We start from the raw sequence: 16,024 nt of genomic DNA, 5'->3' as shown, positions 1-16,024 counted from the left end.
GGATCTCGGCGGTGGGCGGGATGGGCCGACCGGACGCGGTGTCGCAGAGCTTCGACGTGAACTTCCACTACAACGCCGTCGCCCGGATCCTGGACACCGGCAACGCGTCGTCGCTGGACGTGGGCCGCCTGGTCTCCCCCGCCGACTCGGCGTTCTACCCGAGCGCCTGGCACGGCATGGTCTCGCTGGTCGCGCCCTGGTCCGACGTGGTCACCGGCTCCAACATGATGGCGCTGGCCGTCGTGCTGATCGCCTGGCCGCTGTCGTGCCTGCTGCTGGTCCGCCAGGTCGTGGGCCGCTCCGCGGGCGCCGCGCTGGCCACCCCGGTGATCTCGCTCGGGTTCGTCGCGTTCCCGTGGACGCTGGTGACCTACGGCGCGCTGTGGCCGAACCTGATCGGGGTCGCGCTGATGCCGGCCGTCCTGGCCGGGGTCGTGACGTTCGCCTGCCGCGCCCGGCACAGCACGCTCGGCCGCGTCGGCGCCGTCGCGCTGACCGCGGCCGGGCTGACGACGCTCGGCCTCTCGCACCCGAACGCGGTGTTCGGGATGGCCGTCGTCGCCCTGTGCCCGATGGTGTGGGGACTGGCCGGCTTCGTCCGCCTGCGGCTGCTCCGCCGCCGTTGGGTCCCCGCGGTCGCCGCCGCGCTGGCCGCGGTCGTGATGACCGGTTCCGTGGCCTGGCTGATGTTCCGCTCCGAGCTGCTCGCCGGGGTGCGCAGCTACACCTGGGACCCGATCGAGACGTGGCCGCAGGGACTCCTGAGCGTCCTGACCAACTCGCCCAACGGCCGCTCCGAGGCGTGGGCGATCTCGGCCCTGGTCGTCGTCGGCGCGGTCGTGGCGCTGCGGCGACGGGGCTGGCTGACCGTCACCCACGTGCTCACCGGCCTGCTCTACGTGGTGGCCGCGAGCTCGTCGTCCTCGTTCTGGACCGGGGCCTGGTACAACGACTCGCCCCGGCTGGCCGCGATGATCCCGATCACCGCCGTCCCGCTGGCCGTGCTCGGCGTCCTCGCACTGGCCGGGCTGATCGGCCGGGTCCTCGCCGCGTCCCCGGAGACCGGGTGGCTGCGCCGCCCGCGCCCGGCGGTGCTGGTCGCGGTCGGCGTCGCGGCGCTGGTCGTGTTCTCCGGCGGGCTCTACCAGACCTCACACACCGACCAGCTGGCCTCGATCTACCGCTACCCGGCCGACGCGCTGCTCGAACCGGGCCAGGAGGAGTTCCTGGTCCGGGCGGGCGAGATGCTCCCGGCCGACGCCGTCGTCGCCGGGAGCCCGTGGGCCGGCAACGCGATGCTCTGGGCCCTGACCGACCGGCAGGTGCTGTTCCCGCACCTGATGGGCACCTGGACGCCGGAACAGGTCGTGATCGGCACCCGGCTGCGCGACGCGGCCACCGACCCGTCGGTGTGCGCGGCGCTGGCCGCGACCGACGTCGGCTACGCGCTGACCGGGCCGCCGACGCTGTGGTCCTGGAACCCGGACTCGGTGGGCTTCACCGGCCTGGACGGGCTCGACACCGCCCCCGGCTTCGAGCTGATGGCCGGTGACGCGCAGCGCGGCCTCTACCGGATCACCGCCTGCGACCCGGTGACCGCGATCGGTTCCTGAGGACACCCGGCGCGGGCCGGGCCCGCGTCACCCACCGGCCCGCGACGCGCCCTGCCCCGGCGGCACCCGCCGGAGCGCCGGTACCCGCCGGTATGATCCGCACCGTCGTCGGCGATCGCGGTCGGGGACCGTCGCACACTCTCGCCCGACCGGGCCCGGCTGCCGGGGAAGGAGGCGGCCGCGCCATGTCCTGGCTGTCCGCGGTCCCCGCCGTCCTGTCCGCCGGGTTCTGGGCCCTCGGGCCGGGTCTGCTGATCGCCTACGCGGCCGGGCTGCGCAGCCTCGTCGCCTGGGGGGCGGCGCCCCTGCTCTCGGTGGCTGTGTCCGCCGTTCCGGCCGTCCTCGCGGGCGCGCTCGGGATCCCGTGGGGCGTGTGGGTGCCGCTGGTGTCGTCGCTGCTGGCCGCGGCCGCGGTGCTCGGGGTGCGGGAGCTGGCGGCGCGGCGGCGCCCGGGCCGGGCGCCGGGCCCGTGGACGACGGCGCACCGGCGGGTGCGCCAGGCCTACGTCCGCGCCCGCACGCCGCAGGGGTTGTTCGCCCGGGTCCCGGACTCCGTCGACGGGCTGTCCACGATGGCCGTCCCGCAGGTCTGGGCGAACGCCGCGCAGCGCGAGCGCGCGAGCGCCGGGCGTGCGCCGTGGCTCCTCGGGGCGGCCGCGGCCGCCGGCGCCGCGGTCGCGGCCGTGCTCGGCTGGTTCACCGCCGTCAACGGCATGGGTCCCGCGGACGCGCTGTCGCAGACCTACGACGCGGTGTTCCACTACAGCGCCGTCGCGCAGATCCTGGACACCGGCAACGCCTCGTCGCTGCACGTGGGCACGCTGACCAACCCGGCGCTGTCGTCGGCCCTCTACCCGGCCGCCTGGCACGACCTGGTCTCGCTGGTGGCGCTGTCGACGCCCGGCGCCGGGGTCGTGGTGGCCACGAACGCGACCGCGCTGGCCGTGGCCGTCGTGGTGTGGCCGGTGTCGTGCCTGTTCCTCGTCCGCCAGGTCGCCGGGTCATCGATCGGTGCCGCGCTCGCGACGCCGGTGCTGGCCGTCGGGTTCACCGCGTTCCCGTGGGCGCTGATGTCGTTCGGCGTGCTCTGGCCGAACCTGTTGGGTGTGGCGCTGCTGCCCGGGGCGCTGGCCGCGGTGATCACGCTGTTCGGGCTGGCCCGGGAGTCGTCGCCGGGCCCGGCCGGGGCCGCGGCGCTGCTGGTCGTCGACGTCCCGACGCTCGCGCTCGCCCACCCCAACGCCGTGTTCAGCCTGGCCGCACTCGCCCTGTTCCCGACGCTCTGGTGGCTGGCCGTGCTCGTCCGGCGGCGTCTGTTCACCCGCTCGTTCGCGCTGCCGCTGGTCGCGGTCGCCGGGACCGCCCTCGTGGTGTGGGGTGTGCTCTGGCTGATGGTCGCCTCGCCCCTGCTGGCCGGGGTGCGCAGCTTCGACTGGGCCGCGTTCTCCGAACCCGGCGAGGCGGTGTGGGACGTCGCGCTCGGCGCGACGAACAACCGCCCCGAGTCGTGGACGGTGTCGATCCTGGTGCTGGTCGGGATCGTGTTCGCGCTGCGCCGGGCGTCCACGAGCTGGCTGGTCCCGACGCACCTGCTCTCCGGTTTCCTGTACGTGCAGTCGGCCGCGCAGGAGACCGACTTCGCCGCCGCGGTCACCGGTGCCTGGTACAACGACTCGTACCGCCTGGCCGCGATGGTGCCGGTCACCGGTGTCGCGCTGGCCGTGGTCGGGACGCTCGGCCTGGCCGGGCTGGTCCGGCGGGCGATCACCGCGCGACCGGTGTCGTCGCCGAGAGCCCTGCCCTTGTCGAAGGCGTTCCCGAAGGCCCTGCCGGCCATGCTCACCGCCGCCGTCCTGGTGCCGGCCGTCGCGGTCTCCGGCGGAATGGGACTGGGCACGCACGCCACCGTCCTGGCCGGGCCGTACCAGGAGCCGGACTCGGAGCTGCTCGAACCGGGGCAGCGTGAGTTCCTGGAACGGGCCGGTGAGATGCTGCCCGCCGACGCCGTCGTCGCCTCGAACCCGTTCACCGGCAACGTACTGCTCTACCCGCTGACCGGACGCGAGGTGCTCTTCCCGCACATGACCGGGGCGTGGACACCGGACCAGAAGACGCTCGCGGCCCACCTGCGGGACGTGAGCACCGACCCGGCGGTCTGCCCCGCGGTCGCCGCGACCAGGACCGGCTACGTGCTCGACGGGCCGACCACGTTCTGGCCGTGGAACGGGGCCTCCCGGTCCTACCCCGGCCTGCAGGACATCAGCCCGGTGCCCGGTTTCGAGCTGATGGCCGACGACGGCGTGAATGCGCTCTACCGGATCACCGCCTGCGGCCCGGTCGAGCCCACCGACTCATGAGTGAGGAGAACCCCGGTTTGGACGCACTGCCGGAGTACGAACGGACCACCCTGCGGATGGTCGAGCGACGTCGGCTGGCCACCGGGTTCGCCAAGCAGATCGCGCTGACCACCGGGCCGTTCCTGGACAAGCCCTTCGCCGAGTGCGACGTCGTCGACGTCGGCTGCGGGTACGGCTACACGGCGCTGGAGCTGGGCAAGCTGTGCCGCACCGTGGTCGGCATCGAGCCGAACGGTGCGCTGGCCGAGGAGGCGAACCGGCTCGCCGCCGAGGAGGCCCCGAACTTCACGTTCCGCACCCAGTCGATCAACGACTTCGACGACCGCGAGTCCTTCGACGTCGCCGTCCTGGACAACGTCCTGGAGCACCTCGACGCCCAGCCCGACGCCCTGGAGCGGATGTCGAACTCGCTGCGCCCCGGCGGGGTCGCCTACATCCTGGTGCCGAACCGGCTGTGGCCGATCGAGGCGCACTACGCGCTGCCGTTCCTGAGCTGGATGCCGGTTCCGCTGGCCAACCGCTACCTGCGCCTGACCGGGCGCGGCCACGACTACACCGACGCCAGCTACGCGCCCGGCTACCTGCGGATGCGCAAGCTCCTCGCCCAGCGCCCGGAGCTGGACGCGACGTTCACCGTGCCCGGCGACGTGTCGCTGGCCGAGGGCGGCGGGTCGAAGGTCTACACCCTCGGCGTCGCGGCGCTGCGCCGCTTCCCGGCGCTGTGGGCGATCTCGAAGGCGTTCCTCGTGGTGGCGCGCAAGCGGACGGACGCCGGGCAGGCACAGGGGTGACGGGACGCGCCGCGGTGGCCGGGACGCGCCCGGCCGGCTGGGAACGGACCGGTCGTGCGCCCGCGCCGCCGGCGCCCGCACGCTCCGCCCGCGGGTGGCGTGTGCTCGGCGAGGTCGTGGCCGCCACCGTGGTGGCGGTACTGGTGGCCGTCGCGGTGCTGGCGGTGGTGGCCCGGCTGCCGATCCCGTCCGGTTCGAACGTGGGCCTGGCGCTCACCGCCTCCGGGGGCCTGCTCGTCGCCGGGGTGCTCGCCGCGGCCGGGCTGCTGTACCGCCGCCGTCCCGCCCTGACCGCCCCGCTGGCCTGGGTGGGCCTGTCCGCGCTGTCCGCGGTCCCGTTGTCGCTGCTGCTCGCGAGCACGCGCCACTACCTGTTCGGGGTGTCCGGGGACCAGGCGTTCCGGGTGCAGTACCTGACCCGCTTCGCCGACTCGGCCCGCCCGGCCGACGTCGCCTACGCCGACCTGCCGCCGTTCTACCCGCAGGCCTGGTTCTGGGTCGGCGGGCGGCTCGCCGACCTGTTCGGCGTCGAGGCCTGGGCGTTCTACAAGCCGTTCGCGGTCACGACGATGGCGGTGACCGGGGTGCTGGCCTTCGTGCTGTGGTCGGTGGTCGTGGGCCGGGTGCGCGCGCTCGGCCTGGCCACCGCGACCACGCTGGTCGGGCTCGCGCTGGCCGCCTACACCCCCTACTCCTGGCTGACCGCGGCGCTCGTCGCCCCGGTCGCGGTGCTGGGCGTGCGCCTGGTCGACCCGACCCGCGTCGCCGGCCGGCCCTGGGTGGGTGCCGCGGTGACGACCGGACTGATCCTCGGCGTGGCCGGGGTGACGCACACCCAGATCTGCGCCTTCCTGGTCCTGGTGCTGGTGGTGGCCACCGCCGACGGGGCCCTGCGCGGCCGGTCCCAGGGCGGGCCCTACGCGCTGCACCTGCTGCGGACCGCGGCGGTGGTCGTCGTCGCGGCACTGCCGCTGCTGCTGCTCAACTGGACCCCCTACCTGCTGGCCAGGCTCCGGCTGTACGGCTCGGGGACGGCGGACGCCGCGGGCGACGCCGCGCAGCGTTTCCTCCCGCAGAGCGGGGCCACCTACCCGCTGCCGATGCTGGAGCCGACCGTGCTCGGCGCACTCGCGCTGGCCGGGACGGTGTGGATCGTGCTGCGGTTCGGCCGGGACCCGGTGGCCCGCGGGCTCGGCTGGACCGTGGTCTGCGGCTACGCCTGGTACCTGCTCTCCACCCTCGCCCTGGTCGCCGACACCACCCTGCTCTCGTTCCGGATCGAGCCGATCATCTCCACCGCGCTGGCGTGCGGTGCGGTCGGTCTGGCCGCGGACGGGATGCGGGCCGTCCGGTCGCGTCTCGGCGGCTCCGTCCCGGACGGCGCGCGGACCGCGGCGGCGCGGCTCCCGCTGCTGGTGGCGGCGCTCGCGGCCGCGATCGTGGTCGGGCAGGTGCAGACCACGCCGGAGACCTACTCGTGGAGCACCTCGGCGCAGAACGGCGACTACTACCCGGACGGGACGAAGCCGACCGGCGCCCGCGCCGAGACCGACGCCGGGGCCTGGAACGACCGGCTGGCCTCGACGATCGACGAGCTCACCGGGCGCCCCGCGAACCAGGTCGTCGTGCTGAGCAACACCTACGCCCTGCTCAGCTACCACCCCTACCGCGCCTACCAGACCACGGTGGCCCAGTACGCGAACCCGCTGGCCGACTTCGCCGGGCGCCGGGACCGGCTGCTGGAGTGGTCCCGTTCCGGGTCGCCCGCGGAGCTGCTCGCGCGCCTGGACGCGGGTCCGGTCCGCGCGCCGTCGGTGTTCGTGCTCAGCCGCGGCCCGGACGGCCTGCTCCGCCAGGGCCTGACCTACGACCCGTTCCCGAGCCAGGCCACCGGCAGCGGGACCGCGGTGTTCGAGCCGCGGCTGTTCGACGACCCGGCGTTCGTCCGGCGCGACGTCGGCCCGTTCACCGTCGTCGTGCGTCCGGACGTGCCGCCGGTCCGGTAGCCGTCGTCAGCGGGCCGGGTCCTCGACCACCGGGGTCGTCCCGGGCTCGAGCCCGCCGCACGAGGACCGCGGCGCGGCGTAGGAGTAGCGGACCCGCTGCGGGAGGGCGACCTGCTCGGCGTGGCGGACCGCGGCGGCGAACCGTGCCTGGTCGGGCACCAGGTCGCGCCGGACGTACCAGCCCGACCTCGCGGCCGTCTTCATGATCGGAACGTACTCGGCGTCCATCCTCGGGTCGTCGAGCAGCCCGGTGCTCGTCGACCAGCCCCCGTGGATCTCGATGAACGCCGGGCGGGCCTCGACGAGCAGGTGGTCCCGGATGCCTGCCATGTCGCCGGCGCGCCAGAGATCCGCGATCCGGGCCGAGGCGAGCCCGGCGATGTCGATCACCTGGTACCGGCTGGCCAGTGCCGTCCCGCCGATGTCCGGTGTCGCGATCGCGCCGGAGGGGATCCCCAGGATGTCGCCGAACGCGTTGGGTGATGCACCCATCCCCTGCGCGCCGGCGCACATCGAGATCGTCGGTGTGGCCCGGAACGTGCGCGCCCCGTCCAGCCAGGTGATCCCGGAGAGCAGGGCACCGGCCACCGCGAGCAGCGCGACCAGGGCGCGGCCGCGGACCGGGACCTTCGGCAGCACGGCGGCAGCCGCGACCGTCGCGGCGAGGGCGGCCAGCGGCCAGACCGGGGTGGCGAACCGGTAGACACCCATCCAGTCCTCGGAGAGCACACCGAACGCAGCGACGGCGAGCATCAGCGGGACCAGGACGGCGACGAGCACCCCGCGGTGCCGCCCGGGCCGGAACAAACCCACGGCGACGAGACCGAGGACCAGCAGCGCGCTCAACCAGCCCGGGTAGGACAGCAGCTCCGCGGGCCGGGCCAGCGACGCGGTGTCGGGCAGCCCCTGTGACTTGGCCACCGCCGTGTTCGGCAGCCACCGGCCGAAGGTGAGGACCCGCCAGGTCAGATAGCCACCGAACGGGATCGCGAACGCGACCACGGACGCCACCGTCGAGATCAGCGCGGCACCGAGTCGGTCGCGCCGCAGGGTCAGCAGCACCGCGATCGGGTAGGCGCCGAGGTAGACCAGCCCGTCCGGGCGGGTCAGCGCGGCGACCGCGGCGAGCAGGCCGCAGGTCACCGCGACGGACACGCGCAGCAGGTCGCCGCCCGACCGTGCCCGGGCCAGCACCGCGGCGGTCGTGACCGCGGCCAGCGCCAGCAGCGGGTTCTCCAGCCCGGAGGACACCCAGATCACGAACGACGGGACGACCGCGGTGGCCGTTCCGGCGACGACGGTGACGATCGCGGGCCACCGGGAGGGCCGGGGCCACACCGCGCGGGCCACGGTGTGGAACCCGGCGAAGATCCCGGCACAGCACAGCAGCGCGACGGCCTTGGGGAACAGCACCAGGTCCGGGACCCCGAACCAGCTCCCGTGGTCGAACAGGCCGATCCCGTGCCCGAGCAGCAGGATCGCCAGCCAGGCCGGGTTCGAGTACCCCTCGGCGAGCTCCCCGCCGGGCTGCAGCACCGGGCCCGCTCCGGCGGCGATCGAGCGCGCGTAGCTGAACGTGATCGCGGCGTCGTCGACGATCCAGCGGCCGTAGGCGAGCATGTGCACCGCGACCACGACGGTCGGCACGGCCACCGCGACGACCGCGGCCACGACGTCGGATCGACGGCGCCCGGCCGGAGGGTCGGACGGGGCGGGCGTGCCGTCGAGCAGGACGGACCGGGTCATGAGCGGGGATTCTGCCGGTGCCGGGTTCGGCGGGAGGCACCGGCTCGCTCGGCCGTGCCGGGTGGAGCCGGCCGGGCGTTCTCGACACCGCCCCGCCGGATCCCCACTTCAGGCCGCGGGCTCCTCGACGACGGTCACCACGTTGCCGTCCGGGTCGCGCAGCATGAACATCAGCGGCGCGCCGGGCGAGCGCTCCGGCGCCGGGTCGATGTCGAGGCCGCCGATCGCGCTCAGCCGGGCGTGCTCGGCCGGCACGTCCGAACTCTCCACGCCGATCGCGGAGCCGCCTGGCTCCCCGAACATCGGCGGGTTCAGCGCCAGCCGCGCACGGGATCCGGGCGGGGCCACCTCCACCCAGCGGTACTCGCCGTTCTCGCCGAAGAGGGTGTCGCCGCGCAGCTCGAAGCCGAGGGTGCCGGTGTAGAACGCGATGGCCGCGTCCTGGTCGGCGACGGTGAACATCACCACGCCGATGTTGTTGAGGGTGGTCCGGGTCGTCGTCTGTTCGCTCATGCCGATAAGACTGCCCGGTCCGGCGGAACTCATCGCCGGTTCAGCTCCCGACGAGGTGGCGCCCGAGCACCCCGAGCGCGCGCGTGTCCCGGCGGGCGAGTGCCCCCGGCAGCTGCACAGCGGCGTTCAGGCGCGACGAGAAGTGCCACCGGGCGGCGGCCGCGGCCCGGTCCCAGCCGCGCTCCCGCATCCGCCGCGCCTCGGCGGCGAAGAACCGCTTCTCCTCCGGGAACCGGTTCCCGGCCTGGGCCCCGGAGCCCGAGTCGCTGGTGCGGTGGCGCCGGTAGCGGAAGCACACCTCGTCGTCGACGACCATCCGTCCGCCGGAGGCGATCACGTCCAGCGGCAGGGCCAGATCGAACACGTCCGCCGACCCGGGAATCGTGATCTCCTTGATCGCGCTGGTCCGCCAGCACAGCGACGGGTTGTAGAGCCAGTTCCCGCGCAGCAGGCTCACCGCGAGCGGCTCGCCGGACACCACCCGCGGCCCGCGGCCCCGGGGCGCGAGCATCGCCTTGACCCGGTCGGCGAGCGGCCGGACCGGACGGTCGTTCTCGTCGATCACCTCGACCCCCGGCTGCACCAGCGCGGCACCGGGCGCGGCATCGTGCAGGCCCAGGACGGTGTCGAGGTAGTACGGGAGCATCAGGTCGTCGGCGCCCATCATCACGAAGAACTCGCGCTCGACGTAGCTCAGGCACAGGCGGTTGTTCGGCTGCGCGCCGAGACGCTCGGGGTTGCGCAGGTAGCGCACCCGCTCGTCGCGCAGGCCGGCGAACCACGGCTCGATCGTGTCGTCCGGATAGCCGTCGTCGACGACGGTGAGCCGCCAGTCGGTGCGGCGCTGCTCCAGCACGCTGTGCACGGCCCGGCGCAGCAGGTCGGGGTCCCCGAAGAAGGGGAGCATGATGTCGACGGTCATGGCCTCGTTTCCCGTGCGGTGCGCGGCTGCCCGGCGACGGTATCGACCCGGGAGAGGAACACGACGCGGCAGGTGCCCCGCCGGACCACGGCCCGTGCGGGGTGCAGGGCCGGGTTGCACGCCCGTCGTCGATACGATCAGGACCTGGCGGCCCCGGGACATGACGGGGCCGGCCCGACCGGACACACGGAGCCTGCGTGGACATCCAGAACCACTACTACGGCCACTCGGCCGTGATGGCCGCCTACGCCGGGCTGTCCCGCCCGCGCCACGTCGCCGGGCTGCTGCAGCACGGCTGGACGGCGACGTCCCCGGTCGACGCGCACTTCGCGGACTTCCCGCTGGTCGGTCGCGACCCGAAGCGGCGGCTGCTCGTGTGGTCGCACTCCTCGCGGGCCTGGTCCCCGTCCGGCGAGGAGCGCCCGACCACCGCCGTCGGGGCGCCGGTGCTGTACCTGGAACGGCTGCTGCAGGCACAGGGCTGGCGGCGCTCGGACCATCTCGGGCCGGTGTTCGTGCCGTTCCACGGCACCCGCCTGGTCCGCGTCACCGGGGCGCACCGGGAGCTCGCGGCGCAGGTCGCCGACGTGGACGGGCCGTCGACGGTGTGCCTGCACTCCGAGGACATGACCGACCCGGAGATCACCTCCGCGTGGGCCACCGCCGGGCACCGGCTGGTCACGGCCGGGCGCAGGGACGACCCGGCGTTCCTGCTGCGGATCATGCACCTGGCCGGGAACGCGAGCCGGCTGTCGTCGAACCGGCTGAGCACCGCCGTGTTCTACGCGGCCGCGGTCGGCACCCCGGCCGCCGTCTGGGGCGACCCGCTGACGTTCGGCGCACAGAGCGAGAGCGCCCTGCAGGCGCTGCGCGAGGGCTGGCCCGAGTACCACGGCGTCGAGTCGCGTACGGACGCCACGAGCGCCGAGGACGCCGCCGCGACCGCGCTGGCCCGCGCCGAGCTGGGCGCGGACTCCCTCCTGGAGCCCGAGGGCCTGCGCGAGGCGATGGGCTGGACCGGCCCGGCCAGCCCGGGCCCGGCCGCGCAGTACTGGGCCGCATCCCCGCTGGCCAAGGCCGCGATGGTGCTGGGGCTGACCAAGCGCACCGAGCAGAGCACGGCGGCGATGTCGGCGGGCGGGTTCAGCCCGATGCTGTGGCTGCGCCACCCCCTGTCGCACCTGCCCCGCCCGCTCCCGAAGGGCCTGGACACGCCGGTCACGACGGTGGAGCCCCTCTCCGTCGACCGGTTCCCGGTCGAGACCACCGCCGCGGACACCGTCCCCCGCTGACGGCCGGGCGCCGGCCGACGCACGGTCGCGGCAGGCCCAGCGCCGGGCAGCAACGGCGCATCTTTCGATACCCCGCTCCCGTCGCACGGTGTCGCGGCGGATCACCGACGAGCACCGGCTCATCTACAAGATCGTCGATGACGAGATCCGAGTCGCCGCGTGCCGCTACCACTACGGCAGCTGAGCCGGGCGCCTCAGCGGGTGAATACGCGTCGCACGAGCACGAGCAGCAGACCGCCCAGCGCGACCGCGAGAACGAGCCGCACGGTGATCCACAGCGCTCCGGTGAACGGCAGTGCCGCGCCCAGCCCGCAGATCGCCATCCCGCCCAGGACCGGGCCGGTCAGCACCGCCTCGCGCCAGCTCGTGGGCGACACCCTGCGGCGCAGCAGCGCCGTCCCGACCGCCAGGCACAGGTAGGTGATCGGGAACCCGGCCGCCACCGCGGTCAGCCCGCCGACCTGGGCCAGCACGAGCGAGATCAGCACCCCGACGGCGAGGCTGGCCGGGCTGGCGAAGGCCAGGCCGGTGCTGCGCGACGAGGCGAACACCAGGTGCACGTTGGCCAGGTAGGCGACGCTGATCACCGAGCCGACGGTGGTGATCCCGACCGCGACCACCAGCTCCGAGGGGCCGAACGAGGCAGGCGCGAGGACCTGCAGCACCCACGGCGAGAGCAGCGCGACGCCGCCGGCGAGCACCGCCGTCACCGCCGCGATGTCCTGCGCGGTGCGTTCCAGCGCCGCGCCGCGGTGCTCCGGAGCCGTCCGGTAGACGACCGGCGCCCAGGCGTTGTTCAGCGCGGCAGTGATCATCGCGGGGGCGCCGCCGACCAGCAGCGCGATCTGCAGCCGCCCGCCCTCGGCGATCCCCAGGTACCGCGCCGCGACCAGGACGAGCGCGCCCTGGGCGAGGAACAGCGCGACCAGGTGCGGGACGGCGGGCAGGCCGACCTTGAGCGCGTGCGCGAAGTCGCCGGGCTCACCGCGCGGGCGCCCGCCGCGCAGCGACAGCGCGATCCCGCCGATCCCGGCCAGCAGGTAGCCGACCATCAGACCGAACAGGTAGTCGTTCGCGTCGGTGCCGCGGAACAGCACCAGCAGCAGGCCGATCGCGGGCCCGCCGAGGGTGGCGAGCGTGGACAACGCCACGAACGGTGCCGGCCTGTCCAGTACGCGCAGGAACGACTGCGCGTTGAGCATCGTGCCGAACCCGGCCGCGGCGATCACCGCGAACGCGAGCCCGGCCCGCCAGGGGGTGCCCAGCACCGGCTCGCCCCACAGCGGACCGGCCAGCATCGCGACCACCAGCAGCACCGACGAGATCGCGCTGCCGCGCAGCACGAGGGCCCGGGCACCGTCGGCGCCGGAGCGCTCCATGATGCCGTGGCGGGTGATCGCGGCCGCCATGCCGAGCCCGCCGACCATGGCCCCGACCTGCACGACCTGCAGCGCGACGGCGACGACGCCGTACTCGGCGTCGCCGAGCAGGCGGGTCACGAACGGGGTGACCAGCACGGCGGCGAGGATCGGGGCGGCGCTCGCGATCGTGTAGAGCGAACCGCGCCCGAGCACGTCCTTGCTCGCCCCGGCCGCCGACGACGCCCCGTCCGGCCCGGCGGCCGCGGGCAGCGGGCCGGTGTGCGGGTCGGTCATCGGTGTCAGCTCCCGTACCCGAAGAACTCTCGGACCAGCGACGAGACCCGGTCCACGTCGTCGTCGGCCAGGGCCGGGAACAGCGGCAGCGAGATCTGCCGGCGGTAGTACTCCTCGGCCACCGGGCACAGGCCGCGCTCGTAGCCCAGGTCGGCGAAGACCGGATGCCAGTAGGCCGGCACGTAGTTGACCTGCACGCCGATCCCGCGACCACGCAGGAACTCGAACAGCTCCCGGCGACGCCCGTCGAGTACGCGCAGCGGGTAGAGGTGCCAGGCCGGCTCGGCGCCCTCGCGGCGCGACGGGGTGCGGACCTCGGCGACGTCGGCGAGCGCGGCGTCGTAGCGGGCGTGGATCTGCGCGCGGCGCGCGGTGAACGCGTCCAGGCGGGTCAGCTGGCTGGACCCGAGCGCGGCCAGCACGTCGGGCAGCCGGTAGTTGAGCCCGAACGCGTGCACCTCCTGGTGCCACGGGCCCTCGTCCGGGAAGCGCAGGGCGTCCCGGTCGCGGACCAGGCCGTGGTTGCGGAACGCCCGGGCCCCTGCCACCAGCTCGTCGGACGGGGACACGACGGCGCCGCCCTCGGCCGTGGTCAGGTTCTTGGTCGGGAAGAACGACAGCGTCGTCAGATCGGCCAGGTCACCGACCGGCCGGCCCTGCCAGCGGCCGCCGACCGAGTGCGCGGCGTCCTCGAGCAGCAGCGCGCCTGCGTCGTGGGCGATCTCGCGCAGCGGCGCGGCGTCGATCGGGTGCCCGGCGTAGTCGACGCCGGAGATCACCTTCGTGGCCGGGGTGAGCGCGGCCTTCGCCGCGTCCGGGTCGAGGTTGCCGGTGTCCGGGGCGACGTCGGCGAAGACCACCCGCGCGCCGAGCAGCGCCGCGGCCGACGCGGTCGCGACGAACGTCAACGGGCTGGCCACCACGTCGTCGCCGGGACCGACACCGGCGGCGGCGTAGGCGACGTGCAGCGCGGCCGTCCCGGACGTCACCGCGACCACGCCGTGCCCGCCGGAGCGGGCGGAGAGGTCGGACTCGAACCGGGTGACGGCGGGGCCGGTGGTCAGCCAGTCCGAGCCGAGTACCGCGGTGACGGCGGCGACGTCGTCGGAATCGATGGACTGCCGACCGTAGGGGAGCATCAGTCGAGCGCCTCGACCATCTCGCGCAGCTGCTCCGGGGACAGCCACAGGTCGTTGGTGTCGGAGCGGTAGGCCTCACCGTCCGGGACGGCCTCACCGTCGGCCGGGGACGTGTAGCCCCAGCCCGCGATGTAGGGCTCGACGACGTAGCGGTCGGCCAGCTTGAGGGTCCGCCGCGAGTCGTCCCCGGCGATCATCTCCTCGTGCAGCTTCTCCCCGGGGCGGATCCCGATCTCGTGGGTGGCCGCGCCGGGTGCGATCGCCTCGGCCAGGTCGGTCATCCGCATCGACGGGATCCGCGGCACGTAGAGCTCGCCGCCCTGCATCATGTCGAACGAGTCGATCACGAACTTGACCGCGCTCGGCAGCGTGATCCAGAACCGGGTCATCCGCTTGTCCGTGATCGGCAGCGACTGCCCCTCCGCGGCCAGGCGCTTGAACAGCGGCACCACCGACCCGCGCGAGCCCAGCACGTTGCCGTAGCGGACGACGGCGAACCGGGTCTCGTAGGCGGCCGCGTAGTGGTTCGCGCTCACGAACAGCCGGTCCGCGCACAGCTTGGTCGCGCCGTAGAGGTTGATCGGGCTCGACGCCTTGTCCGTGGACAGCGCCACGACCTTCTTCACGCCGGAGTCGATCGCCGCCTCGACGACGTTCTGCGAGCCCTCGACGTTGGTCCGGATGAACTCGAACGGGTTGTACTCGGCCGTGTCGACCTGCTTGAGCGCGGCGGCGTGCACGACGTAGTCGATCCCGTGCATCGCGCGGCGCAGGCGGGCCTGGTCGCGGACGTCGCCGAGGAACCAGCGCAGCCGCGGATCGTCACCGAACAGGTTGCGGCACTCGTACTGCTTGAGCTCATCGCGGGACAGGATGACGAGCCGGCGCGGGTCGTAGCGGTCCAGCAGCGTGCGGACGAATGCCTTGCCGAAGGAGCCCGTACCGCCCGTGACCAGGACCGACGAGCCTTCGAGTACCGACATCACGCCTCCAGAACCGGGGCCGTTCCCCTGCACGGCATGATGGCACGCGCTTCATACGGCGGAGGGATGCAGGTGCGGGTGAACGCGGTGGTCCAGGCGCGGACGGGTTCGACCCGGCTGCCCGGCAAGGTGCTGCGCCCCCTCGGCGGGCGTCCGGTCCTGGACTGGGTCGTCGGCGCGGCGCAGAAGGCCCCCGGCGTCGACGCGGTCGTGGTCGCGACGTCCACCGACCCCGGTGACGACCCGGTCGCCGAACGCGCCGCGCAGCTCGGCGCCGCCGTCGTGCGCGGCCCGGAGGACGACGTGCTGGCCCGGTTCACCCTGGCCGCGCGCGAGCACCCGTGCGACGCCGTGGTGCGTCTCACGGCCGACTGCCCGCTGCTCGACCCGGAGCTGGTCGGGCTCGTCGTCGCGGCCTGGCGCCAGGACCCCCGGCTCGACTACGTCGCCACGACGCTGGTCCGCACCCTCCCCCGCGGACTCGACGTCGAACTGGCCCGGGTCGACGCCCTGCAGGCCCTCGACGCGACCGCGACCGGCTACGACCGGGTGCACGTTACGTCCGGCCTCTACGGCGACCCGGAGCGTTTCCGCTGCCTCGGCCTGGTCGTCTCCCCCGCCGCGAACGACCTGCGGATCACCCTGGACACCCCGGAGGACGCCGAGCTGCTCGACGGGTTGGTCGAGGCTCTGGCCGAGAGGAGCGAAGGCGGAACGAGCATCAACACTGCGCGCACCGGCTGGCGGGACGTGGTGGCGGTGCTGCGTGCCCGTCCGGATCTGGTCGCCCGCAACGCCGACGTGCAGCAGAAGCCGCTGGAAGCGGGCTGATGCGGCTCCTGCTGCGCTGCGACGCCGGGCCGAGCACGGGCGTCGGGCACGCGGTGCGCTGCGCCGCCGTCGCCGAGGCGGCGCTGGCGGCCGGGCACGAGGTCGTCTGGTCCGGGCGCCTGGACGGCCTGGACTGGCTCTGGGCCGGCCTGTCGGTGCCGCCGGGCGTCCATCCC

Annotated in this window: 13 protein-coding genes; 7 read left to right on the top strand and 6 right to left on the bottom strand. The window is 74.3% G+C overall.

Going from position 1 to position 16,024, the window contains the following annotated elements; genetic code table 11:
- The 4 genes from I4I78_RS18870 to I4I78_RS33875 form a co-directional block, all read left to right on the top strand.
- On the top strand, nucleotides 1–1,613 hold a 1,613-nt coding region (locus tag I4I78_RS18870), incomplete at its 5' end, for a DUF6541 family protein (protein WP_218612679.1).
- A 185-nt stretch (nucleotides 1,614–1,798) separates the two neighbouring features.
- Nucleotides 1,799–3,970 carry a DUF6541 family protein gene (locus tag I4I78_RS18865; protein WP_218612678.1) on the top strand — a complete coding sequence of 724 codons (2,172 nt, stop codon included), beginning with the start codon at nucleotides 1,799–1,801 and terminating at the stop codon, nucleotides 3,968–3,970.
- Between the two features lie 17 nt (nucleotides 3,971–3,987).
- Nucleotides 3,988–4,761 (top strand): class I SAM-dependent methyltransferase, encoded by a 774-nt coding sequence (locus tag I4I78_RS18860; protein WP_218612677.1) that lies wholly within the window; start codon nucleotides 3,988–3,990, stop codon nucleotides 4,759–4,761.
- Nucleotides 4,758–6,767 carry an arabinofuranosyltransferase gene (locus tag I4I78_RS33875; protein WP_218612676.1) on the top strand — a complete coding sequence of 670 codons (2,010 nt, stop codon included), beginning with the start codon at nucleotides 4,758–4,760 and terminating at the stop codon, nucleotides 6,765–6,767. Before I4I78_RS18860 ends, I4I78_RS33875 begins: the two co-directional genes overlap by 4 nt.
- Nucleotides 6,768–6,773: 6 nt before the next feature.
- Here I4I78_RS33875 and I4I78_RS18850 read toward each other — a convergent pair whose 3' ends face one another.
- The 3 genes from I4I78_RS18850 to I4I78_RS18840 all read right to left on the bottom strand — a co-directional run bounded on the left by I4I78_RS18850 (nucleotide 6,774) and on the right by I4I78_RS18840 (nucleotide 9,948).
- Nucleotides 6,774–8,513, bottom strand: coding sequence for a hypothetical protein (locus I4I78_RS18850; protein ID WP_218612675.1), 1,740 nt, complete (start codon nucleotides 8,511–8,513; stop codon nucleotides 6,774–6,776).
- Nucleotides 8,514–8,621: 108 nt separating this feature from the next.
- Complete coding sequence (locus I4I78_RS18845; RefSeq protein ID WP_218612674.1) at nucleotides 8,622–9,026, bottom strand: VOC family protein; 405 nt, start codon at nucleotides 9,024–9,026, stop codon at nucleotides 8,622–8,624.
- A 40-nt stretch (nucleotides 9,027–9,066) separates the two neighbouring features.
- Nucleotides 9,067–9,948: a glycosyltransferase family 2 protein gene (locus tag I4I78_RS18840; protein ID WP_218612673.1), complete on the bottom strand. Its 882-nt coding sequence runs from the start codon at nucleotides 9,946–9,948 to the stop codon at nucleotides 9,067–9,069.
- Between the two features lie 197 nt (nucleotides 9,949–10,145).
- Between I4I78_RS18840 and I4I78_RS18835 the strand changes: the two genes are divergently transcribed.
- The gene (locus I4I78_RS18835; protein WP_218612672.1) at nucleotides 10,146–11,240 is read left to right on the top strand and encodes a hypothetical protein; all 1,095 of its coding nucleotides are present in this window, start codon (nucleotides 10,146–10,148) and stop codon (nucleotides 11,238–11,240) included.
- Between the two features lie 88 nt (nucleotides 11,241–11,328).
- On the top strand, nucleotides 11,329–11,424 hold the full coding sequence (locus I4I78_RS18830; RefSeq protein ID WP_308252215.1) for a type II toxin-antitoxin system YoeB family toxin: 96 nt from the start codon (nucleotides 11,329–11,331) through the stop codon (nucleotides 11,422–11,424).
- 10 nt (nucleotides 11,425–11,434) lie between these two features.
- Here I4I78_RS18830 and I4I78_RS18825 read toward each other — a convergent pair whose 3' ends face one another.
- The 3 genes from I4I78_RS18825 to pseB are packed head-to-tail and all read right to left on the bottom strand — an operon-like array spanning nucleotide 11,435 to nucleotide 15,017.
- A complete protein-coding gene (locus I4I78_RS18825; RefSeq protein ID WP_218612671.1) occupies nucleotides 11,435–12,895 on the bottom strand; it encodes a lipopolysaccharide biosynthesis protein in 1,461 nt (486 codons plus the stop codon).
- A gap of 5 nt (nucleotides 12,896–12,900) precedes the next feature.
- On the bottom strand, nucleotides 12,901–14,034 hold the full coding sequence (locus I4I78_RS18820; RefSeq protein WP_218612670.1) for a DegT/DnrJ/EryC1/StrS aminotransferase family protein: 1,134 nt from the start codon (nucleotides 14,032–14,034) through the stop codon (nucleotides 12,901–12,903).
- Complete coding sequence (gene pseB, locus I4I78_RS18815) at nucleotides 14,034–15,017, bottom strand: UDP-N-acetylglucosamine 4,6-dehydratase (inverting) (protein WP_218612669.1); 984 nt, start codon at nucleotides 15,015–15,017, stop codon at nucleotides 14,034–14,036. Before pseB ends, I4I78_RS18820 begins: the two co-directional genes overlap by 1 nt.
- A gap of 66 nt (nucleotides 15,018–15,083) precedes the next feature.
- On the opposite strand from pseB, the gene I4I78_RS18810 reads away from it, so the two are divergent.
- Nucleotides 15,084–15,848, top strand: coding sequence for a cytidylyltransferase domain-containing protein (locus I4I78_RS18810; protein ID WP_218612668.1), 765 nt, complete (start codon nucleotides 15,084–15,086; stop codon nucleotides 15,846–15,848).
- Nucleotides 15,849–16,024 lie beyond the last annotated feature (176 nt).

This window comes from Pseudonocardia sp. KRD291 (genome assembly GCF_019263595.1).
In the GTDB taxonomy this organism is placed as follows: domain Bacteria; phylum Actinomycetota; class Actinomycetes; order Mycobacteriales; family Pseudonocardiaceae; genus Pseudonocardia.
Note: the sequence above shows the minus strand (reverse complement) of the source record. Positions and strands in the feature narration are given on the sequence as shown.